Annotated in this window: 14 protein-coding genes; 2 read left to right on the forward strand and 12 right to left on the reverse strand. The window is 64.1% G+C overall.

The features are described from left to right. The first annotated feature begins 280 nt into the window (after window positions 1-280). A complete protein-coding gene (locus IVB12_RS20470) occupies window positions 281-2,020 on the forward strand; it encodes a HAMP domain-containing methyl-accepting chemotaxis protein (protein WP_247301335.1) in 1,740 nt (579 codons plus the stop codon). A 255-nt stretch (window positions 2,021-2,275) separates the two neighbouring features. On the opposite strand, the gene IVB12_RS20475 is transcribed toward IVB12_RS20470, so the two are convergent. The 3 genes from IVB12_RS20475 to IVB12_RS20485 all read right to left on the reverse strand — a co-directional run bounded on the left by IVB12_RS20475 (window position 2,276) and on the right by IVB12_RS20485 (window position 4,766). Then, window positions 2,276-3,757, reverse strand: coding sequence for a hypothetical protein (locus tag IVB12_RS20475; protein WP_247301336.1), 1,482 nt, complete (start codon window positions 3,755-3,757; stop codon window positions 2,276-2,278). Between the two features lie 430 nt (window positions 3,758-4,187). After that, a complete protein-coding gene (locus IVB12_RS20480) occupies window positions 4,188-4,367 on the reverse strand; it encodes a hypothetical protein (RefSeq protein WP_247301337.1) in 180 nt (59 codons plus the stop codon). Window positions 4,368-4,394: 27 nt separating this feature from the next. After that, entirely contained in the window at window positions 4,395-4,766 is a 372-nt protein-coding gene (locus IVB12_RS20485) for a hypothetical protein (protein WP_247301338.1), read from the reverse strand. A gap of 815 nt (window positions 4,767-5,581) precedes the next feature. Between IVB12_RS20485 and IVB12_RS20490 the strand changes: the two genes are divergently transcribed. Next, window positions 5,582-7,585 (forward strand): BTAD domain-containing putative transcriptional regulator, encoded by a 2,004-nt coding sequence (locus tag IVB12_RS20490; RefSeq protein ID WP_247301339.1) that lies wholly within the window; start codon window positions 5,582-5,584, stop codon window positions 7,583-7,585. A gap of 3 nt (window positions 7,586-7,588) precedes the next feature. On the opposite strand, the gene IVB12_RS20495 is transcribed toward IVB12_RS20490, so the two are convergent. The 9 genes from IVB12_RS20495 to IVB12_RS20535 all read right to left on the reverse strand — a co-directional run bounded on the left by IVB12_RS20495 (window position 7,589) and on the right by IVB12_RS20535 (window position 18,600). After that, window positions 7,589-8,110 carry an MAPEG family protein gene (locus IVB12_RS20495; RefSeq protein WP_247301340.1) on the reverse strand — a complete coding sequence of 174 codons (522 nt, stop codon included), beginning with the start codon at window positions 8,108-8,110 and terminating at the stop codon, window positions 7,589-7,591. A 98-nt stretch (window positions 8,111-8,208) separates the two neighbouring features. Beyond that, window positions 8,209-9,426: an acyl-CoA dehydrogenase family protein gene (locus tag IVB12_RS20500; protein ID WP_247301341.1), complete on the reverse strand. Its 1,218-nt coding sequence runs from the start codon at window positions 9,424-9,426 to the stop codon at window positions 8,209-8,211. Between the two features lie 30 nt (window positions 9,427-9,456). Next, window positions 9,457-10,668, reverse strand: coding sequence for an ABC transporter substrate-binding protein (locus IVB12_RS20505; protein ID WP_247301342.1), 1,212 nt, complete (start codon window positions 10,666-10,668; stop codon window positions 9,457-9,459). A 171-nt stretch (window positions 10,669-10,839) separates the two neighbouring features. After that, complete coding sequence (locus IVB12_RS20510) at window positions 10,840-12,360, reverse strand: FAD-dependent oxidoreductase (protein WP_247301343.1); 1,521 nt, start codon at window positions 12,358-12,360, stop codon at window positions 10,840-10,842. Window positions 12,361-12,387: 27 nt separating this feature from the next. Continuing rightward, window positions 12,388-13,014: a GTP cyclohydrolase I FolE gene (gene folE, locus IVB12_RS20515; RefSeq protein ID WP_247278915.1), complete on the reverse strand. Its 627-nt coding sequence runs from the start codon at window positions 13,012-13,014 to the stop codon at window positions 12,388-12,390. Between the two features lie 135 nt (window positions 13,015-13,149). After that, the gene (locus tag IVB12_RS20520) at window positions 13,150-14,040 is read right to left on the reverse strand and encodes an alpha/beta hydrolase (RefSeq protein ID WP_247301344.1); all 891 of its coding nucleotides are present in this window, start codon (window positions 14,038-14,040) and stop codon (window positions 13,150-13,152) included. A gap of 113 nt (window positions 14,041-14,153) precedes the next feature. Then, window positions 14,154-14,981, reverse strand: a complete 828-nt coding sequence (locus IVB12_RS20525) for a metal-dependent phosphohydrolase (RefSeq protein WP_247301345.1) — start codon at window positions 14,979-14,981, stop codon at window positions 14,154-14,156. Window positions 14,982-15,199: 218 nt separating this feature from the next. Next, on the reverse strand, window positions 15,200-16,078 hold the full coding sequence (locus IVB12_RS20530; protein ID WP_247301346.1) for a transglutaminase family protein: 879 nt from the start codon (window positions 16,076-16,078) through the stop codon (window positions 15,200-15,202). Further along, the gene (locus IVB12_RS20535) at window positions 16,075-18,600 is read right to left on the reverse strand and encodes a circularly permuted type 2 ATP-grasp protein (RefSeq protein ID WP_247301347.1); all 2,526 of its coding nucleotides are present in this window, start codon (window positions 18,598-18,600) and stop codon (window positions 16,075-16,077) included. Before IVB12_RS20535 ends, IVB12_RS20530 begins: the two co-directional genes overlap by 4 nt. Window positions 18,601-18,626: the final 26 nt, after the last annotated feature.

The raw sequence follows: 18,626 nt of genomic DNA on the forward strand, positions 1-18,626 counted from the left end.
AATTAATCTCGAAGGCGATCCCGACGGCAGGAATACGCTTTTGACGGCCGGCGTGCACGCCGATGTTTGGAGCGTCCGGCCGGATTCCCGGGGGCGACCTGCCGGAGATCGATCGAGTTTTCCCAACCGGCTGAAACATTTCGTATTTCCGCCCGGGCGGCGCGCTCTTCCGGGCCTGCGGCGTTAACGCCGCATCCATCTTCGTTCTGCATAGTTTTGCATCAAATTCAAACGACCGCGCCACCGGCCGCTCCAGGCCATCACGGGCCTCTTGAACACCATGCCATCAGACCGATCTGGGAATGCCGCTGGCCTCGCCGGCCGTTTCACGCTTGCCACCAAGCTCTACGCGATCTTCGCGCTGTTTGCGCTGCTCACGGCAGCGATCGCGTTGCTGTCCGACTACAACAGCCGCCGCAGCGCCGACCTGACCAGCGCGATCGAGACGGCGAACGCGGCCGCGCTGAACGTCGAGCGGGTCAACTCGCTGGTCTATGCGGTCGTGATGGAATCGCGCGGCGTCTACATGTCGACCGAGCCCGCCGTGGTGAGGAAATACGGCGAGGGCCTGCTCAAGTTCAACGCGCAGATCCTCGATGTCGTGAAGCGCTGGGAGACCATCGTCAAGGCCGACGATGCCGAGCAGTTTTCCACCTTCAAGAAGCGCATCGAACAGTTCGTCGAGTTCCGCAAGGAGCTGGTGCGCCGCGGCATTGAGATCAATGCGGCCGCGGGCCGCGAATGGGGCGACAACGACGCCAATCGCAGCGTGCGCTCGGCGCTGAACAAGGACCTCGAAGCGCTCTCCAAGGTGTATGCCGAACGCGGCAGGCAAATCGCCCAGCAGACCGAGACCAATCGCACGCTGTCTTTCGTCCTGACCTGCCTCGGCGGCGTGGCGCTGGCCCTGGTCGTGATCGGCATCGTCATCATCGCCCGCTCGATCGCACGGCCTCTCTCGGCCATCACGGCGACCATCAAGCAGGTCGCCGACGGGACCGAGAACGTCGTGGTGCCCTATAGCAACCGAGCCGACGAGATCGGCGCGCTGGCACGCGCGATCGAGGTCTTCCAGGAGGCAATGGACCGCAACCGCAATCTCGCCTCGCAGGTCTCGCACGACTCCGCCGCGCGCGAGGAGCGCGCCCGCCATATCGAAAAATCCGCCGAGGCGTTTCGCGAGGCGATTGGCGCCATCATGCGCGGCCTCAGCGACAACGCCTCCACCATGCGCGAGACGGCGCAGACCATCACGCGCGTTACTGCGGATGCGAATAGTCGCGCCGGCACGGCGGCGAACGCCACCGAGCAGGCCTCGCAGAACGTCACGGCGGTGGCGAGCGCCGCCGAGGAACTGTCGGCCTCGGTGGAAGAGATCGGCCGCCAGGTGCGGCAATCCGCCGGCGCGGTCGAGCAGACCGGCCAGCGCACCGAGAAGTCGATCTCCGAGATCGAGAGCCTTGCCGCGGCCACCCAACGTATCGACGGCGTTCTCAACCTGATCCAGGCGATCGCCGAGCAGACCAACCTGCTCGCGCTCAACGCCACCATCGAGGCGGCGCGCGCCGGCGATGCCGGCCGCGGCTTTGCCGTCGTCGCCCATGAGGTGAAGGCGCTCGCGGGCCAGACCGCCAAGGCCACCGCCGAGATCGGCGAGAACGTCTCGATGATCCAGGCCTCCACGCGCAATGCGGTCGAGGCCGTCCGCGAGATCGGCGGCGCGGTGCGCGAGATCAACGAGGTCACCTCGGCGATCGCCGGCGCCATCGGCCAGCAGGACGCCGCCACGCGCGAGATTTCCTCCAACGCGCAATCGGCCGCGCAGGGCAACGAGACCCTGGTCGCCAACATCACCTCGCTGCGCGACGCGATCGGCGAGACCGACACGGCGGCAGCCTCCGTGCTGACGGCGGCGAGCAGCCTGACGGAGACGGCGGACACGCTGTCGCGCGAGGTGGAGAAATTCTTCCAGAACCTGCGTTCGGGCGCGGCGGACGGCCGCACCGCCAGGGCGGGGTGAGCGAACGGCAAGGCCCATCCTCGAAAAAAGTCGAAAAACAACCCCATGCACAGTAGGCGGGGGCAGCTATATCAATGACTTGACGGTCGGCGCCAACGACTGCGGATTTCACGAAGCCGTTTGACACGTCGGGCAAAACAGGGGCATGATGTCATCATCGCAATGGCGCGCCCTCCAGCAGCCCTGGCTGCAGCTCTGGCTGCCCCGCAAGTCTCATCTGCCGTTCGGCCGGTGCACATCGAACGAGACAGCGGCTTATCTTTCCAAGCTTGATTGATCGACAAAGATGCGAACGCGGCCGACGTCCTCGATTTCGCGATAGCGACTTAGCTCCAGCTTGAGTTCAGCGTCTGAATTGGCCCAGGCCAACCAATCGAACTCGAACGTGCTCAGCAGATAAGTATCCACGAGAATGACATTTGGCCGACCGTTTCGCAGGTCCGCCAGCAAATGCCGTCGTTCGAAATTGATGATGCTGTCCAATCTTGCCCGCTCCTCCGGAGTCGGTTGCGAGTTGTTCTCGCGCAGTATTGCGCCGGCCGCCAAAAGCTGCGCACACGAGCTGCCCACCCAAGTGCCGCCGATCTGACGGACGAGTGGATGTCCCAGCCGGATGTGGTCGGTGATCGTGAGCAGCCGCGGCTGCTTCACGAGGGCCTCGACACGCTCCTTCAGCGGCGGAAACCCTGGGGCCGGTGAGGACAGATAGAGCCCGATGGCCACAACGGTGGCGAGGCCGCCGGTCACAATGGGCGCTCGCACTGCCCTCGCGCAGGCCTGTAGCAACGGCGCCGCAATCGCAAACAGACAAAGCGCGAAAGCCGTATATGGCCAGCCCTTGCCCTGAAGAAGGAAACCCGCGGCGCCGCCGACCGCGGCGGCCAGCCAAGGGATTGCCTCGCTCTGCATTTTGAGAGTTTGACGGCCAAGCAGGTGCAGGAAGCCGATGGAAGCGCCTATCACCGCGATTGGAATGGCGAGCAGGCGACCAAATTCCCTTCTGATCGGCAGATAGGCTTCGGCGACCATCGGGGCATAGATGGAGACATAGGCGGGGAAGACGGCTATCACTACCGCCGCGTAGCCGATGACGACAGCAGCAGCCGTGCACGCTTCCGAGGTGAACAAGGACCTGAAAGAACGCTGGCGGAGCGCGCCCAGGATGATCGGGAGGCCTGCCACCAGAGCAAAGAATGGCTTGATACTCATGGCGAGCCCCGCCCCCGCTCCGGCGACGATCGCCACCCACCCAGGATCGAGCCCGCGCCAGCGCAGTGCGGTGACGGCGACAAACGGTGTCAAGGCGATCACCGCGATGTGTTCACGTTGTCCAAAGATGGCACCCGGAAGAATTGCGAGCAGAAGCGCAAACGACCAGGCTGAAATATTTCTCTCCCGAGCCCCCAGCCTTGCGGCTGCGGCTGCTCGGTCCATCATCAGAAGCGCAGCGGCAATCTCGGCAATCACCAGGACGGTCACGACGAATTCGGGTGCAACACCGGTCACGCGCGCGAGCATCACCGCCGGCATGTACATGTAGACCGACAGAGGCGGGTTGGACTCAAAGAGGTCGATCCCGAGCTTCCGGCCATCCAGGATCTTTTCGTTTGCGGTCAGAAGCCAGCCCAGATCCGCGTTGAGGACGAGGGGGATTTGAATGACCAGGGCCGCCAGGAGGATCGCAGCCACGACAATCCAACGTCGTCTTGCGCTGAATTTGTCATCTAACAAACCCACGGCGTAGCTTCTCCTTCAGAGCAGCCCGTGGCAGCCTAGGCGGACATCCGCATCGATCGGGCATCTGCGTCTTTAGCCCACACGCCCTAAAAGAGGGTAACAGTGAAGGCACTTCCGCCCTGCCCTCGTGAGCGGACCTGGACAGTAATGCTGAGCTTGTCTTTCTTCCGCGGCGGGCAGCGATCGCAACGGCTCACAGCATCTAACAAGGCCTAACGAGCTATTGACCAACTTCCAAGCCATGTTGCTGAGGCAGACCAGGGATTGTCCTGCCCCGCAGGCTCCGATTGCCTGAAGCCAGGAGGCAGTCCCATGGCGATGTCATACAATTCCGCGATCACCATCGACAGAGACCGGCGCGCGCTTTTGAGCACCGCCGCGATTGGAATTGCAGACCGGGCAGCGTTCGCGGTTCTTGCCACCGCAATGATCAAAACAATCCGGGGCTCAAATCCAAGCCATAGGTGAGCGAGAGCACGAACACGAAGACGCACGCTGCGACCAGCAGCAGAGCGTGTTTCGCCACGTCGCTGCTGGTGGCCGAGAAGACCGTCCGGGAAATCGCGTTTATGATTGCTGTCACGTCGGCCTCTCGATCTTTCTCATCCAATGAACCAGCTTCCGTCGCCGGCCACCCTCAGTCGCCCCAGGCTGCGACGACCAAGGGAGGATTGCCTTGCTCGGGAGCCGCGCGCGCCATCAGGACGCCGCCAATCACGTGAACGACGCCGAATCCCAGAAGAATGAGGATCATCAGATGTGTTTCGCTGAATCCCCTCACTTTCTTGTCCATTCGATTGTTCAGCATCTGACGAGCGCGCGTTCTCGTGTCCGGCGATGGCGTCGGGTCGCAAAGGTTGATCTCGACTCGATCGCAACCAAGATGCCGGTAGCGATGAATGACGTTAATTGCCTCTAGGCGGCGAGATTCGTGAAGTGCAGCGATGATCGTTGATGCAACAGAGGTCCGAGGTGGCGCGGGAACGTCGATTGGCGCGATATCGGTCAATGCGACCTCCCGTTTGGCGGCCATATGAAATTGGACTCCACTCAGTCGCCTCTGCTGCGCCTAAGCAGGACTGGCTCCCAGAAAAATCGGGTGGTTTCGGACGTCGCCTCGTGGCGGCAAATCCCGATGTCACTGAGGTATTCGGGCCTGTCCCTGAGGTCGGCGAGCAGCTCCGCCCTGAAGCAGGCGCGCTGGTACCAGGTGACGAACAACGGGAGGGGCGCCAAGCTGCGCAGATGAAAATGCTTTGCAGGGGGAATGGCGTCGGGGATGCGCACTCGGGACCTTGCCCGGGGGCGCGTTTGTGGCCTCGGCAAATGAAGCGTGCGTCATCGCCGTTTCCTCCCATCAAGAGATAGGATTTCTCGACAACGTCTGGGCCTTGTTGTGAGCAGCTTCGGCCCCGTCGAATATTTGATCGTCGAGATGCTCAATGCGACCTCCTGTTTGACGGCCATGTGAAATCGGAGTCCATCAGTCGCCTCCGAATAAGAGCGGTGCAACCGGAGGTGCCGAGTCCGAAGCGACCCTGGCTCTCGGCGCGGCAAAGGCCGTCAGCGCGACGTCGATCCCCGCAAGGACCACGAAGAGAATAGCGACCACTGCTAGGAGGTGACGCGCGCACATGACGGCCTGCCCGATGACATTGCTCTGCGTCGATCAGCCAAACGGCATCTCGTCGCAACATGATCTGAACCCGCAGTCGTCTTCGCTGGCGTTATTCAAGCGTCATCGACGCGTTATTAGTGTTCGTGAAACTCGCAATTCGTGTAGGATGTATATCTACGGGCGTGTCTGCTCAAATTAGAGGCGGAATGACTGAATCTGCATCTAGGCGGCGCCCGGGTTTTGCCCTCTCGCTCCTCGGCCGTTTCGAACTGGCAGGACCGGGCGGCGTCGTCAGCCTGCCCAACAGGAAGCTCGCGGGATTGCTCGCCTATCTGGCTTGCATGGCACCTGAGCCCCAGCAACGCGAAAAACTGTCGACCTTGCTGTGGGGATCTCACTTCGACACGCAGGCGAAGCAAAACCTGCGACAGGCGCTCTTCAAGCTGCGTCAAATCCTGGGCCAGGATGCTCTCAGGAGTGACGGCGAATTTGTTTCGTTGAACGCCACTGCGATCGCTTGCGACGTGCCTCAATTTGAGGAGCTTGTCCGAAAAGGCAGCCATGACGCGTTGACGGCGGCGACAGATCTGTACCGCGGGCGTCTCCTTGATGACATTGGCGTCAACGAGGAGGGCTGGAGCGAGTGGTTGGCTGGCGAACGTGAGCGGTTGTCGGAGTTGGCTCTTGGCGCAATGGTTTTGCTCGGCGAGTACGAGCTGTCTGCGGGGCGTACGGGCGAGGCCCTCCGTGCCGGCCAGCGTGCCAACGTGCTCAATTGCATGCGCGAAGATGCGCATCGCTTGATCATGCGCGCGTTCTCCGCAGCCGGACGGAACGCGGAAGCACTCAAATACTACCAGGACGTGGTTGCCTTGCTGAAGCAGGAGCTTGGCACCCGGCCCGATCTGGCCACCAGCGCCCTCGCTGCGGAACTGCGCAAGGTCCAAGAGCAGGAGATCGTTTCGGCTGCGGCTGACATAGCGGCAGAACGTCCACCTCCACCAGCGCACGTGATCGGCAACGAGAAGCCCTCCGTGGCGGTGCTTCCGTTCCGGAACATGAGCGGTGACCCCGAACAGGAGTACTTCGCCGATGGCGTCACCGCAGACCTCATCACCGCTTTATCGCGCTTTCGCGAGTTGGTGGTGATTGCGCGCGGATCGAGCTTTGCCCTCCGGGACAAGGGAATGACCAGCCAGCAGATTGCGCAACAATTCGGTGTCCAATACGTCTTGAGCGGCCATATACGCAAGGCCGGCAACCGTGTTCGCATATCGGCCGAACTGACCCATACGGCCAGTGAGGCACAAGTCTGGTCCGATCGTTATGACCGCCCCCTCATCGACATCTTCGATCTGCAGGATGACGTCAGCACCAGTGTTGCCGCAGTCGTCGATCCCGCCGTTCGCAGCGCCGAGATCGAGCGGGCGCGCCGAAAGCCGCCGACCAATCTTTCGGCATATGATCTCTATCTGCGTGCGCTTCATCACCTGTGGAGCGGCACCCGCAATGACGTCACCAAGTCGATCGACCTGCTTCGACAGTCTCTTGGGCTCGATCAGACCCGCACGCCGACGCTCGCGGCGCTTGCTTGGGCACTCGTCATGGCTTCACCGCTCGGCGCCGACACGCCGACCGATGCCGCGGTCGAGGCACTCGGTCTGGCGCGTCGCGCCGTCGAGCAGGATGGTGCGGATGCTTTTGCGCATGCAGTATATGGCTTCACCCTCTTTGGGCCGGTCGGCGACAACGATCAGGGCCGCATTCACGCCAGCGAGGCCGTGAGGCTCAATCCCAGTTCGGCCTTTGCATGGGGCGTGCTCGGAATGATCGACAGCATGGCAGGTGATTACGAGAACGCGGTGATATGCCTGCATCGCTCTCTCGTCCTTAGTCCCGATGACAGGATGCTGCATATGTGGATGACAGGATTGACCGCATCTTACTTTGCGCTCGGGCGGCATGAGGATGGCATTGCGTGGGCCCGCAAGTCGGTTCGGCACAATCCCAGCAATGGCACCGGCCATCGCATGTTGGCTGCGAATCTAGTCGCCGCGGGCCGCCTGGAAGAAGCCCGCGAGATCACGCGGCGTCGCGATGCGATACAAAAAACAACGATCCGCGACCTGCGCGCCATGCGCTTTTTCAAGCAAGAAGACGCTCTCGAACGCTACCTTTCGGCCCAGCGGGTCGCCGGTGTGGCCGATTGAGGATCAAGCGCCGAGTGCAACGAGAAGCGTGCGAACGGTCATGAAGACGAGGATGAGCGAGCCGACCGTCCACAGCGTCGCGCGGATTTCGTGGATCTGTCCGGTGAGATACGCCAGAAAATGCAGCAGGCGTGAGGCAACGTAGCCGTAGAGCAGCCACTGTGTGAGCCGCAGCGACGGCTGTGTGAGGATATAGAGAAGGCCCGCGACCAGGAAGTACGGCAGGCTCTCGAGATCGTTCATCTGGATCCGGCGGATCCGCTCGACACGTTCGTTGGGGAGAAGCTGCGATGGATCGGGCGCAGGATTCAATGGGGTCTTCTTGAGATCTTCTGGCGACCGATAGCCACCCTTGGCTTGCAGCATGCGGATCACCGTCAGCCATGACATCGCCACGGCCTTCAAGATGATCAGGCTGGCGGCAATGACATAGGTGGCGAAAAGAGGATCGTGAAGATTCAATCGGTTCAATTTGGCTCCCCCCGGCGGACCTGCCCTACATGCACGACCGCGTCGCGCCAGCACATGAGGACGTCGCCAGCCCGCATATAGTGGAAAGCCAGGGCCACGGACAGCTGCGGCTTCGGTGCTTCGCTGCCGGAGAGCAGGAGGGAGCAATAGCCCTAGCCCGCCATCACCCCGCCACGCCTGATCAGCTCCTTCCCCACCGCCGCCAGATGCACCTGGTCCGGCCCGTCGCCGATGCGGATGAAGCGGGCGTAGACGTAAGCACGCGCAAGGAACGTGTCCTGAGAGACGCCGGCGGCGCCGTGGATCTGGATGGCGCGATCGATGACGCGGGCGGCCATGCTGGGCACCACGATCTTGGCGGCGGCGATCAGGTCGCGCGCGGCCTTGTTGCCGTCGCGGTCCATCTTGTCGGCGGCTTGCAGCGTGAGCAGCCGCGCCTGCGCAATCTCGCAGAAGGAGTGCGCGATGTCCTCGCGCACCGAGCCCTGCTCCGCCAGCGGCTTGCCGAAGGCGAGACGGGAGGTCGCTCGCCGGCACATCAATTCCAGCGCGCGCTGAGCGCAGCCGATCAGCCGCATGCAATGGTGGATGCGGCCGGGCCCGAGCCGCCCCTGCGCGATCTCGAAACCGCGGCCCTCGCCGAGCAGGATGTTCTCGGCGGGCACACGGACGTTGTCGTAGACGATCTCGGGATGGCCGACCGGCGCGTCGTCGTAGCCGTAGGTCAGCATGTCGCGGACGATGCGCACGCCAGGCGTCGCCTTCGGCACCAGGATCATGGATTGCTGGCGGTGGCGGTCGGGATGGTCGGGCGCGGTCTTGCCCATCACCATCAGGATCTCGCAATCCTCGTTCATGGCGCCTGACGTGAACCATTTGCGGCCATTGATGACGTAATTGTCGCCGTCGCGGCGGATCTCGCACTGGATATTGGTGGCATCGCTGGAGGCGACCTGCGGCTCGGTCATCGAGAAGCCGGAGCGGATGCGCCCTTCCAGCAGCGGCTTCAGCCAGCGCTCCTGCTGCGCGGGCGTGCCGTAGTTCGCCAGCACCTCCATGTTGCCGACATCAGGGGCCGAGCAGTTGAAGACCTCGGGCGCCCAGAGGATGCGGCCCATGATCTCCTTCACGGGCGCGTAGTCGAGGTTGCTGAGGCCGGGTCCGTGCTCGCCAGAGAGAAACAGGTTCCAGAACCCCTGCTCCCGCGCCAGCTTCTTCAGGTCCTGAAGCACCTGCGGCGTCTTGTAGCGCGCGGCCTCCGGCTTGACCTGCTCGTAATAGTGCTCCTCGACGGGCTCGACATGCGTCCGCATGAATTGGCGGACGCGGTCCTGGAGCTCGAGCGAACGGGCGGAGTGTTGAAAATCCATCGTATCCCTCCGGTTCGCTCGGCCGGCGCGTCAGGTACCGCGCAGCAGCTCGCTTGCCACGATCCAGTCGTTGCCGTCGAACTGGAGCATGTAGCCGTCCTTGATCGGGCGGAAATCCTGTGGGGTGGTGTTGAGGGTGATGCCGGGCATCAGCAGCGACAACGGCACGTTCTTCAGGTTCGACGCCTGCGCCATGATGTTCTCGCGCGTCAGATTGTCCTTGCACTGCTTGAGCAGGACCACCAGCGCCTCGGCCACGGTGTAGCCGTAGAGGCCGGCGACGTTGTTGATGTCGGCATTGGGCAGGCGCTTCTTCATGAAATCGATATAGGCCGTCATCGCCGGATCGTTCTTGGGCTCGGCGACGAACGGCTTGAGCGCACCGAGCGACAGCACGCCTTTGCCAGCATCGAGGCCGGCCGGCACCATCACGGTCGCCTTGTTGGCGCAGCCGGAGGCGAGGAAGCGCGTCGGCTGCCAGCCAACCTCGTGCGCCTTGCGGATCGCCTGCGCGCAGGCGCGCGGCGTCACCGAATAGATCATGAAGACGTCGGCCTTGGTATTGGCGAGCGTCAGCACCTGGGAATCGACTGTGGGGTCGGCAACCTCGAAGCTCGAGGCCATCGCGATCGCCTTGTCGGCGTCGGCACCGAGCGCTTCCTTGACACCGCGCAGATATTCCTTCCCAGCATCGTCGTTCTGATAGAGCACCGCAAAGCGCGCATTCGGATTCTTGGCACGGGCATAGGCGACGTCGATCGCCGCTTCGCTGGTGTAGTTCGGCGCCCATGGCAGCGCCATCGACCAGGGCATGTTGGCGGGATCGTTCCATTTCGAGGCCGAACTGATCAGAAACAGTTGCGGCACCTTGTTGCTGTTCAGGTACTTTGCGATTGCCGAGCTCGGCGCGGTGCCCATGGTGGCGAAGATGAAGGCGACGCCATCGCCTTCGACCAGCCGCCGCGCCGCTTCCATGGTCTTGGGCGGGGAGAAGGCGTCGTCCAGGGAAATCAGATTGAGCTTGCGGCCATTGACCCCGCCCTTCTCGTTGACCTCATCGAAATAGGCCGCGATCACCCTGCCGGTGATGCTGAGCGGCGAGGCCGGGCCGCTATAGGGCATGGTATTGCCGATCTTGATCTCCGTGTCCGTGACGCCGGGACCGTAGGATTTTTGCGCGGCGACGGGCGTGAACAGACAGGCGTAAGCCAGCGCTGCGGCCAGGACCAAAGCGGATTTCATGGTTTCTCCCCCGTGATCATCGTCCGCGCGAAGCGAACGCGCTGCGTGCTGCTTCTTGTCAGCACATCAGATCAGCGGAGTTGCGCCAGACGGTCTTGCGTCGAGTTGCTGATGGAGCGCCTCCAGCGCCTGTAACGTGAATGGCGTTGGGGTCAAACCCGATGCTTGGCTTCAGGTGCGCGACCGCTCCATCCCGAGTTCGGCCTTGAGATTGTCGAGATCGCGGTAAATCGAAGCAACCGCGAGCACGCGGGCACCCTTGCGGTACTTCAGCAGGCAGTCCTTGCCCGGGATGCTGCCGTCGATCACTATATCGTCAAAGCTCTCGGCGTGCCCGACATAGTTGATCGGCACATCGTAATGTTGGGACCAGAAGAACGGCACCGCGTCGAAGCGCTCGCGCTTGCCGAGCATGTTGCGCGCTGCGGTCTGGCCTTGGCGTTCGGCAACGACCCAATGCTCGACGCGGATGTTCTGGCCCGAGTGCGGATCGGGCCAGCGCGCGATGTCGCCGACGGCGAAGATGCCGGATGCGCTGGTCTCCAGATATTCGTTCACGCTCACGCCGCGATCGGCGGCAAGACCCGCCTGCTCGGCGAGCGCCAGACGCGGCTTGACGCCGATGCCGACCACGACGAGATCGGCCTCGATCACCCCGCCGCTCTTCAGCGTGGCGCGTGCGCCCTCGAGCTTCTCCACGGTGTCCTCGAGGTGGAAGATCACACCGCTTTCTTCGTGCAGTGCGCGAACGAAGTCGCCCATCTCCGAGCCGAGCACGCGCTGCATCGGCCGTTCCTCGGGCGCGACCACATGCACCTCGATCTTCCGCGCCCGCAAGGAGGCTGCGACTTCGAGCCCGATAAAACTGGCGCCGATCACCAGGGCGCGCTTGGCGATCCCTGCGGCCTTGATGATGGCGCGGCTATCGGCAACCGAGCGCAAGGTGTGGACCTGCGGCTGGTCCGCGCCCGGGATCTGCAACTTGACCGGCTCGGCCCCGGTCGCCAGCAGCAGCTTCTCGAACGGCAGTCTGTCGCCATTGCCCAGCGTGACGTTGCGCGCCTGCGGATCAATGGCGGAGACGTTCGTGTTGAGCCTGAGATCGATGCCCGCGTCCTGATAATAGTCCTCGCCCCGCAGCGGCAGCCAATCCTCCGGCGCGTTGCCGGCGAGGTAATCCTTTGAGAGGTTGGGCCGGTCGACCGGCATCGCGCCGTCATTGCTGAGCATGGTGATGGCACCGGCAAAGCCCTCGCGCCGGAGCGTGTCGGCCGCGGCGAAGCCCGCCGCGCCGCCGCCGACGATCACGAATTTCTCCGGCGTCGACGCGCTGCGATGCGCTGCCGACGGCTTCGGTGCGTCGCGCTTGCGCTGGACGACGATGTTGTCCCGATCGCGCGTGACCTCCCACACCGCCAGCGCGTTCAGCGCCGGCGGGCGGGTGGCTTCGCCTGTGCGCAGGGAGAAGCAGGCGTGATGCCAGGGACAGCGGATGGTGTCGCCGACCACCAAGCCCTCGGCGAGCGGGCCGTGGTAGTGGCTGCAGGCCGGCTCGATCGCGAAAATCTCGCTGCCGGCCTGCACCAGCAGGACGTCTTCCTCGCCCACGTGACCGAGCAATTTGCCGTCCTCGAACGCGGTCAGTGATACGCCCTTGGCCAGGTCGGATCCGCTCGGCTTGTGCTCGGTCATGGCGTCATCTCCTTGAGCAAGCGCGGATCAATCGTCCGAATTGGCCAGCCCCAGCAGCTCCTGACGTGTCAGCGCATTGTCGCGGAACACGCCCAGCATGCGGCTGGTGACGAGATCGGTCCCGGGCTTGTGCGCGCCGCGCGTGGTCATGCAGTGATGCGTCGCCTTGATGATGACGCCGACGCCTTCGGGCTTCAGCACGTCGTTGATGGTATTGGCGATCTGCGCGGTCATCTTCTCCTGGATCTGGAGGCGTTTCGCATAGATGTCCACCACGCGCGCCAGCTTTGAGATGCCGACCACGCGCCCTTGCGGGATATAGGCGACCCAGGCGCGGCCGACGATCGGCGCCATGTGGTGCTCGCAATGGCTTTCGAAGCGGACGCCGCGCAGGACGATCATCTCGTCATAGCCTTCGATTTCCTCGAAGGTCTTTTGCAGAATTTCGGTTGGATCCAGCGCATAGCCGGAAAAATATTCCTCGAAGGCTCGCGCAACCCGATCCGGTGTGTCGCGCAGACCGTCGCGCGCGGGATCATCGCCCGCCCAGCGGATCATGGTCCGGACCGCTTGCTCGACCTCCGCCCGATCGGGCCGTTCGGTTGGCCTCTGCGCAACCGCGACACGTTCCAGCTTGCGCACTTGTGACTTCATCTAGATCCTCCCTGCGACGAGCCGCAACACAGAGGCGGCCCCACAGCTTGGACGGCTGCAATCGGAAAAGGTTCCCAGAATCAGGAAAAATCGGAAGCACGACAGACAAGCCAGCCGCGAGACTAGAAACGGGCTCTATGAGGCCGCTTTCCGGACGTCGAGCACGGCCCTCGCCCATTCGACCGGCCGCTCCTGCGGCAAATTATGACCCGCATTCGTGAAAACGCGCCGCTCGAACAACCCCTCGAACTTGCGCGCGTGATGGGCGGTGCCGGGATTGACGCCGTCGCTGTCGCCGTCGATTGCGATGGTCGGGACGCGGATCGGCGGTTGCGCGGCGAGCTTGGCCTCGATCGCGGCATAGGCGGGGTCGCCGTCAACCAGCCCATAGCGGTGGCGGTAGGAATGGATCACGACATCGACGAAATCAGGATTGTCGAAGGATACTGCGCTTTTCTCGAACGTCGCCTCGTCGAACGTCCATTTCGGCGACCACATCGACCAGAGCTGACGCGCAAAGCCGCGCCGGTTGCGCTCCAGCGCGCGGCGGCCGCGCTCGTTGTGGAAGAGATATTGATACCAGAGCGCGGCCTCTTCGGCCGGCGAGGCCGGCTCCATCGCGCAGGCGATGTTCTGGATGTTGTAAGAATTGCCGGAGACGAGGGCGATCACGCGCTCCGGATAGAGCGCCGAAACCACGCAGGCGGCGCGTCCGCCCCAGTCATAGCCGCCGACGACCGCGCGCTTGATTCCGAGTGCGTCCATGAAGGCCAGGAGATCCGCGCCAAGCGCCGCCTGCTCGCCGGAGCGCAGCGTCCCGGCAGCACGAAACCGCGTCGGCCCGTAGCCGCGCAGCCAGGGCACCAGCACCCACGCGCCGGCCCGTGCAATCATCGGTGCGGTCTCGGCGTAGGCGTTCACATCGTAGGGAAAGCCGTGGCCCATGATGCAAGGCCAGCCGTCGGGCGCGCCGTACTCGAGATAGGCGATGTCGAGGATGTCGGTGGCGACCGTTTTGTGTTGCATGACTTGTTCGCCAAGCTGTTCGCTATCATAGTCCGGACCAGCGAAGCGACATCCGGGATGAGGCCATGCTGAACCCGGATATCGCTGCGCTCATCCGAGCTTCGAGCTCGATCTCATTTCTGCGGACCGGACAGCGAGATGTCGCGTTCGGCGCGGAACACGTTGCTGTAAAGATTGGCGATCCACTGCCGGCCGATCTCGGTCTTGTTGAGATAGCCGATCTCGGTCTGGATATGCGGTGCGACGCTGTTCCAGTAGAACTGTGGGTAGCGGTTGACGATGTCGGCGGGCGAGTCGTAGCCGAGTTGGCGGTTGATTCCGACCTCCTCGAACTCGTAATAGAGCGCGTTGGCCTTGCGCAGATAGTTGGGATCGCCGAGCTGGCCGATGAAATCGGCGGCGCGCAGGATCGAGGCTTCCTCGTCATAGTCCTGGCCCTCGCGGGCCGGAAACCGCGTGCCCTCGATGGCGCGCGCGATGCGGTCCGGGTCGACTCCAGGAATATGTCGCAGCCGCCGCGTCACATAAAGTTTCGAGCGATCGACGTGATACATCATCAAACTGGCGTCAGATGCACCGCGCGGCAGGGCGATCTTGGTGTCGGCCGCATCGATCACGAATCCGTCGCCGTCATCCTCCTCGAACAGGCCTCGCACATAGCCGATGTCGTGCGCGAGGCAGGCGATCAGGACATGGACGTAATCTTCAGCTTGCAGATGGATGTGAAGACTTCGGCCGCTGAGGATCGCCTGGGCAGCCAGCGTCACCAGCATCGTGTGCTCGATATTGTGATATAGCGCATCGCTGTTGCCGATGCATTCCATCGCGGTGCGGGTGGCGCTCTCGACGATGCTTGCAGAAGTCTCATCGTACCGGCGGCGCATGAACCTACCGAGCAACTTTTCCAGGGTCTCGGCCGCCAGTCTCGGTAACGTCATCATGGATGCAGCCCCGTCTGTCGCTGGTGTTCCATGCCAACTCCCGACGCCTCATTCTTGTCCTCGACGCACGAGCGAGCATAGCCCATCTTGGGCCGACTGACCAAATCCCAGGACGAAAACACGAAAATATGTTGCAGTTGCGCTGCGTCATAGAGCGCGGTTGCAGTTACGGCGCGATACCGCTTAGGGTGGCTTTCGTCCAGACCGCAAGATTGCGGTCATTCCACCAGCAGCACGTCCACGGCGACGCCGAGTTTCTGCTTCGGCGAGCCGACGATGATGCCGTCGACCGGCGACACGTCTGAAAAATCGCGCCCGACCGCGAGCACGATATGGTCATTTGCGACCAGGAGATCGTTGGTGGGATCGAAATCGACCCAGCCGAGCTCCGCCCCGCACCACAGCGACACCCAGGCGTGGGTGGCGTCGGCACCTTGCAGACGCGGCTGGCCCGCCGGCGGAACGGTACGCAGATAACCGCTGACATAGGCCGCAGGCAGGCCGAGCCCGCGCAACCCTGCGATCATCACATGAGCAAAATCCTGGCAGACGCCGTGACGCTTGTCGAAGACCTCGCCGAGCGGCGTCGAGATCACCGTCGCCTTCGGGTCGTAGCGAAAATCGCTGCGGATGCGGTGCATGAGATTGGCTGCACCTTTGAGGACGCCGGCGCCGGGCGCAAAGCTCATCGCCGCGTAGGCGCTGACCGGCTGCAGCACCGGCACCAGCGGGCTCGCAAAGACATAGCCGACCGGCGAGGACGGCCCGAGGCTCGTCGCCTCGAAGGCAATGTCGCGAATGCTTTCCCAGGCCGGGCTTTCTGCATCACGCGCCGGCGGCTGTCGCGAGACCGACACACGTGATCGAGAATCGATCCGCAAGTTGCCGTGCGCAGCCTCGATCACCACGCTCTCGGTGAGCGTGCCGAAGAAATCGCGGCGGACGTTGCGCTCGGCCGGACGCGGACGGATCTCGACGTCGTGTGAGATCAGTTCCTGGCCATTGCCGCTGTTCGGCTCCAGCCGCAGCGTGCAGCGGGCGAAGCTGACCGGACTCTCATATCCGTAAGTCGTGACGTGACGGATGTCGTAGATCACGCCAGCCCCGTCAGCTTTTCCGGCCGGCTGGCATTGGGGCCATGCGGGAAATAGTGCTGCCCGATCGCCTCCGCGAGGCGGAGCAGATCCTGCTCCAGCGCGAACAGCGTCTTGACCTCGAGCTTCTCGGCCTCCGCGGTCGCGAGCATCGCCTGCATCGCCACCGCAAGCCGCTGCGGCTTCTCGATCAGGCCGTGCTCCTTCAGGCTCGGCAGCGCGGCGATGTGCTCGTTGAGCGTCGTCACTTGGAACGCCACCGAACGCGGATTGTAGGGATCGAGCACGGCGAGGTCGCGTACCGGCGCCAGGACCGGCGCCAGCAGATAGCGCGAGCGGTAGGTGATCTGGCAATCCACCAGCGTCAGCAGGATGTCGAGATCCTCGTCGCCGGCCTCGTCATAGGCGAATTGACGCGTGAAGCGCGTGGTGTTGACGGCGCGCTCGACGCGGCGGCCGATATCGAGAAAGCGCCAGCCGGCGGCGCGGTTCATGTTCTCCTGCGCGAGGCCTGCAAAGCTCGCGAGCTCCTGCAAGGTGAGCTCGGCCGCGCTCAAGACGCTGTCATCGTCCTCGACCTCGTGGGCGAGGCGCTCGGCCATCTCGGTGATGACCTGCCAGGCATCAGGCGAAAGGCGCTCGCGCAACGAGGTCGCCGTGCGCTGCGCCGCGCGGACCAGCGACAGCGCCGAGCCGAAACGATCCGGGCTCTGCAGCGCTTCGGCGACGATAGGTCCAGGCGCCGCGCGCGAGGTTTGCGTGACCGCGCCCCATGCCACCAGCAGGCGCTGGATCCGTTCAATCGACTGCATCGTAGCCGAGCTGCCCTTGTTGGGCCCGCTCGGCGATCCCAACGCGCGCACCAGGCGCAGCGTCGCCTCGGCGCGTTCCAGATAGCGCCCGAGCCAGAACAGATTGTCGGCGGCGCGGCTCGGCAGCACGCCGGCGATGCGGCGGATGCGCACCTTGTCGGTCGCCGGCAGCAGCGTCGCGGTCGAGACCTGCTTGTCCGAGACGACCCAGACGTCGGCGGCGCGGGCACCGTCGCCCATCGACACCGCGCGCGCATCGGCCTGCTCGGCGATCCGGCAGAAGCCGCCGGGCATGATGGCCCAGCCATCGGGCGTGGCGGCTGCGAACACGCGCAGCACGAACGGCCGCGGCGTGAGCTGGCCCTGCTCCCACACCGGCATGGTCGAGAGCCGCACCACCTCCTGACCGACATAGTCCATGCCGCGCGCGATGATGGCGTCGACCAGGCGCTGGCGCTCGCTCGCATCCAACTCGCTCGCGAGCACCGGCCCCGTGCTGTCGAAGCCGGGAACGCCGCGCCGGTAGGCGCCCTCGATCGCGACCTGGTCGAGCCGCGCCAGCACCTCGTCGCGCGCCGCGCGCTGGCCGCACCACCAGGTCGCGATGTGCGGCATTTTCAGCTCCTCGCCAAGCAGGCGGCGGCTCAGCGCCGGCAGGAAGCCGAGCAGCGCCCGTGCTTCCGGCACGCCCGAGCCGGGCATGTTGGCGATGACGACGCCGTCCTTGCGCAGCACGTCGATCAGGCCGGGTACGCCGAGATGCGAGGACGCATCGAGCTCGAGCGGGTCGAGCGAGTTGGAATCGACGCGGCGCAAGAGTACGTCGAGCCGCTTCAGGCCGGCGACGGTGCGGATGTGAACGCGGTTGTCGCTGACCGCGAGATCATCGCCCTCAACCAGGAGGAACCCGAGATAGCGCGCCAGCGTCGCATGTTCGAAATAGGTCTCGCTGAAGCTGCCCGGCGTGAGCACGCCAATCCGCGGCTCGTCGCGGTCGGCACGCGCGCGCAGGCTATCGCGGAACGCCTCGAAGAACGGCGCGACGCGCGGCACATTCATCGACTTGTAGAGATCGGAGAAGGCGCGCGAGAGCACCAGGCGGTTCTCCAGCGCATAGCCCGCCCCCGACGGCGCCTGCGTGCGGTCGCCAAGTACCCACCAGCGGCCGTCAGGACCGCGGCCGACATCGGCGGCATAGATCGAGAGATAGCGCCCGCCGGGCGGCGGCACGCCGCAGACGGGACGGAGATATTCGGGACTGCCGGCGATCGCAGCCGCGGGCAGTGCGCCCTCGGCGATGAGGCGGCCCTCGCCATAGATGTCGCGCAGCACGAGCTCGAGCAATTCGGCGCGCTGGGTAATGCCGGCGGAGAGCTGCTTCCAGTCGGCCTCGTCGATCAGGAGCGGCAGATGGCTGATCGACCACGGCCGGTCGGCGCTGTCGCCTGGGGCGCGATAGGTGACGCCGGCCTCGCGGAGATGGCGGTCGGCCATGCCAAAGCGACGCTCGACCTCGTCGGGCGCGAGCGCGCCGAAGGCATCGAAGAAGCGGCTCCAGACCGCCCGCGGGGCGCCGTCGGGTCCCAGGAACTCGTCGGGGATGCCAGGCAGGCGGCTATAATCGCGGACCCATTGCGCAAGGCGGCGCTGGCCTTCACGCAGTCCTTGCGCCCTGCCCGCCTGGTCGTCCTGCTCGGCTGCGCCCTCGGCCATGCGCCTCTCCCTGCCCCACCATCATA

Source organism: Bradyrhizobium sp. 179 (genome assembly GCF_023073535.1).
Classification (GTDB): Bacteria; Pseudomonadota; Alphaproteobacteria; order Rhizobiales; family Xanthobacteraceae; genus Bradyrhizobium.

What these genes read in the sequence shown, in the direction of transcription:
- IVB12_RS20470 (WP_247301335.1), top strand. Translation starts at nt 281, where the DNA reads ATGCCATCAGACCGATCTGGGAATGCCGCTGGCCTCGCCGGCCGTTTC.
- IVB12_RS20490 (WP_247301339.1), top strand. Translation starts at nt 5,582, where the DNA reads ATGACTGAATCTGCATCTAGGCGGCGCCCGGGTTTTGCCCTCTCGCTC.
- IVB12_RS20500 (WP_247301341.1), bottom strand. Translation starts at nt 9,426, where the DNA reads ATGGATTTTCAACACTCCGCCCGTTCGCTCGAGCTCCAGGACCGCGTC.
- IVB12_RS20505 (WP_247301342.1), bottom strand. Translation starts at nt 10,668, where the DNA reads ATGAAATCCGCTTTGGTCCTGGCCGCAGCGCTGGCTTACGCCTGTCTG.
- IVB12_RS20510 (WP_247301343.1), bottom strand. Translation starts at nt 12,360, where the DNA reads ATGACCGAGCACAAGCCGAGCGGATCCGACCTGGCCAAGGGCGTATCA.
- folE (WP_247278915.1), bottom strand. Translation starts at nt 13,014, where the DNA reads ATGAAGTCACAAGTGCGCAAGCTGGAACGTGTCGCGGTTGCGCAGAGG.
- IVB12_RS20520 (WP_247301344.1), bottom strand. Translation starts at nt 14,040, where the DNA reads ATGCAACACAAAACGGTCGCCACCGACATCCTCGACATCGCCTATCTC.
- IVB12_RS20525 (WP_247301345.1), bottom strand. Translation starts at nt 14,981, where the DNA reads ATGATGACGTTACCGAGACTGGCGGCCGAGACCCTGGAAAAGTTGCTC.
- IVB12_RS20535 (WP_247301347.1), bottom strand. Translation starts at nt 18,600, where the DNA reads ATGGCCGAGGGCGCAGCCGAGCAGGACGACCAGGCGGGCAGGGCGCAA.